At 55.2% G+C, this 420-nt stretch carries 1 protein-coding gene; it reads left to right on the forward strand.

Annotation, left to right across the window (positions count from 1 at the left end; all coding sequences use genetic code 11):
* A partial coding sequence (locus tag EOB49_RS36790; RefSeq protein WP_164781971.1) for a hypothetical protein occupies positions 1–306 on the forward strand: 306 nt, incomplete at its 5' end.
* Positions 307–420: the final 114 nt, after the last annotated feature.

Raw genomic sequence — 420 nt, forward strand, 5'->3', positions numbered from 1 at the left:
AATGAGTTACGGTTTGGCTTGCTTACGTTCCTCTCCGACTGTTCGGGGCTTTCCACGCCGGTCGCCGTCTCGTTTACAACACTGGACGATGGGGGCATGGGAAGCTTCGAAGTCGTAACTGTTGGATATTCTTTGGCGGCCAAGCCGCGACTCATCTCTGATTTCACCTACACGGATATCGACGGTATGGGCGTTTTGGTGTCCGCGTTTTCGGATGGACACATTATTTCCGTTGTGGATTTTTGGAGATACGATTTCGCTCCTATTTTGTCTTTTCCTGAAGCTAAGGACTTGGAGGCCCGCTGAATGTCTCTGCGATCCACTCACGGTCCAACGAGTGCCACCGCCGCCGAAGCCGCGTTCGACGCGCTCGGCCATGAAATATTGGCGGAAAAGGCGGCAGCACTCGGCCGCGCCGGC

The organism is Mesorhizobium sp. M7A.F.Ca.MR.148.00.0.0 (assembly GCF_003997735.1).
Taxonomy (GTDB): Bacteria; Pseudomonadota; Alphaproteobacteria; order Rhizobiales; family Rhizobiaceae; genus Mesorhizobium.